The sequence below is a fragment of the Streptomyces niveiscabiei genome (assembly GCF_001419795.1).
In the GTDB taxonomy this organism is placed as follows: Bacteria; Actinomycetota; Actinomycetes; order Streptomycetales; family Streptomycetaceae; genus Streptomyces; species Streptomyces niveiscabiei.
Window position 1 is genome coordinate 1 of sequence record NZ_LIRL01001330.1, and the last position, 2,316, is coordinate 2,316.

Annotated in this window: 2 protein-coding genes; both read left to right on the forward strand. The window is 75.2% G+C overall.

What is annotated here, in order from left to right; all coding sequences use genetic code 11:
- The coding region (locus AOK24_RS43700) for a CAP domain-containing protein (RefSeq protein ID WP_240554418.1) at positions 1-1,209 on the forward strand (1,209 nt) is incomplete at its 5' end.
- A gap of 154 nt (positions 1,210-1,363) precedes the next feature.
- Positions 1,364-2,316, forward strand: a 953-nt coding sequence (locus AOK24_RS43705) for a serine/threonine-protein kinase (protein WP_159052227.1), incomplete at its 3' end; no start/stop codon positions are given.

Consider the following 2,316-nt stretch of genomic DNA (forward strand, 5'->3'; position numbering starts at 1 on the left):
GCGGTGCTGGCGGGCGGCCTGGAGGTCCCCCGGCAGGCCGCCCGCCAGCACCGCATCGCCGTCGACCTGGACGCCGTACCGCAGCGCGCGCACCGCGTGCACGTGCTGCTCGCGCTGCCGGCCGGCGCCGGGGCCGTCCGCTTCGGCGCCTCAGCGGCCCCGTTCGTCGCGGTCGCGGGCGCCGACGGGACCGACCTCGCGACGTTCACCCTCACCGGCCTCGACGCCGAGTCGGCCGTCGTCGCCGTCGAGCTGTACCGCCGCCAGGGCGCCTGGAAGGTGCGCGCCCTGGGCCAGGGCTACGCGGACGGCCTGGCCGGTCTGGCACGGGACTTCGGGGTGGACGTCTCCGACGACGGCGCGGCGGACCACACACAGGCGGTCACCGGAACCGGCACAGCGGACGCGACCGGCACAGCGGGCGGCAGCACCGAGCGCCGGGGACTCACCGACCCCGACGGCTTCCTCGCCCTCGTCAACCCCGCCCGCGCCCGCGCCGGTTCACCCCCCGTCGTCCTGGACGCCCGCCTCGTCTCCGCCGCCCGCGCGCACGCCGCTGCCATGGCCGGCGCCGGGAAGCTCGGGGTGGAGGGGCGGGACGGGGTCTCCGTGTTCCAGCGGGTCACGGCGGCCGGGTTCACGTACCTCGCGGTCGGCGAGCACCTGGTGTCGGGCCCCCGGACGCACGCCGAGTTCGTCGAGTACTGCCTGAGCGGCGGGGACACCCGCCGGACGGTCCAGGACCCGGCGTTCACGCACGCGGGTGTGGCGCGGGTCGACGCGTACTGGACCGCCGTGTGGGCGAGCCCCCTCACCCCGGCCGGGCTCGATCGGGTGGAGGCGGAGGTGCTCGAACTCACCAACCGTGAACGGGTCCGCGCGGGCCTCGGGCCGCTCGCCCCCGACGGCCCTCTCGCGCGTGCGGCGCGCGCGTACTGCGTCGACATGGCGGCCCGCGCGTTCTACTCGCACACGTCTCCGGAGGGCACTCAGCCCTGGGACCGCGCCAAGGCGGCGGGGTCGGCGAAACGGTCGATCGGGGAGAACATCGCCTGCGGCCAGCGTTCGGCCGCCGAGGTGGTGGAGGGCTGGATGAACAGTCCGGGACATCGGGCCAACATCCTGAAGGCGGATTTCACCCACCTCGGTGTCGGCTTCGCGGGCGGCGGCCCCGCGGGCACGTACTGGACGCAGCTATTCGGCGCCTGAATCCCCTTTCCTCGCACATACGTTTCCCCGCGCACCCCGCCGCTTTTGAATGGAAGACAGATTCCCCCCGGAAATCGCGGATCGTTTGAACGCACCGCGCCCCGCGCGCCGTACCACTGGGAAAGGGAGAGAAACTCCGGGGGTTCAGCGAGGGATGACCATGGTCAAGGCGCACGTCTCCACGCACGAGTTGATCGCCGGCAGATACCTCCTCCTCGATGTCGTCCAACGGGAGACGAACCGCGTCAGCTGGTACGGCCAGGACGCGCAGGACGGCAGGCCCTGCCTGGTCACGCGGATCGGTCTGCCGGAGGGGACGGCGCCGGAGGACGGGCGGGCTGCCGCGCGGGGGGTGCGGCGGATGGCGGCGACGATGACCCGGCTGTGCCCGGGACGGATCGCGGCGGTGCTCGACGCGGTCGCGGAGGACGGCTCGCTGTGGACGGTCACCGAGTGGATCGACGGCCTGCCGCTGGGCCAGCTGATCGAACAGCAGGGCTCGTTCCACCCCGCGCGGGCGGCGGCGATCGCCCTGGAGGTCCTGGACGTCCTGGAGGCGGCGCACGGCGAGGGCATCACGCACGGCGAGCTGAGCCCGGGCCAGATCTTCGTCCGGGACCGCGGCCCCGTCGTCCTCACCGGCTTCGGCCTAGTCGGCGCGACGCTCGCGCCCCGGGTCGCGGCCCCCTCGTACGCCTCGCCCGAGCAGGCCCGCGACGAGCGGATCGGCCCGGCGGCGGACCTGTGGGCGCTGGGCGCGATCCTGTACACGCTGCTGGAGGGGCGGCCCCCGTTCCGGGACCGCGACCGGCCCGACGCGACCCTGCGGGGCGTGGACCGGCTGCCGTTGCGCGCGCCCCTGCGCGCCGGTCAGCTCGCCGGGACCGTCCAGGGCCTGCTGCGCAAGGACTCCCGCGAACGGCTGACGCGGACGGTGCTGCGGCAGTCCCTGACCCGGACGCTGGACGAGAACCCGCACCTCACCCCGGCGCCCCGGCTGCGGCGCGCGTACGCCGTACTGCACACGGCGCCCGCGTGGCGCGGCCGGGCGATGGCGGCGGGCACAGCGCTCGCGGTCGTGACGGTGGCCGTCGCGGCGCTCGCGGC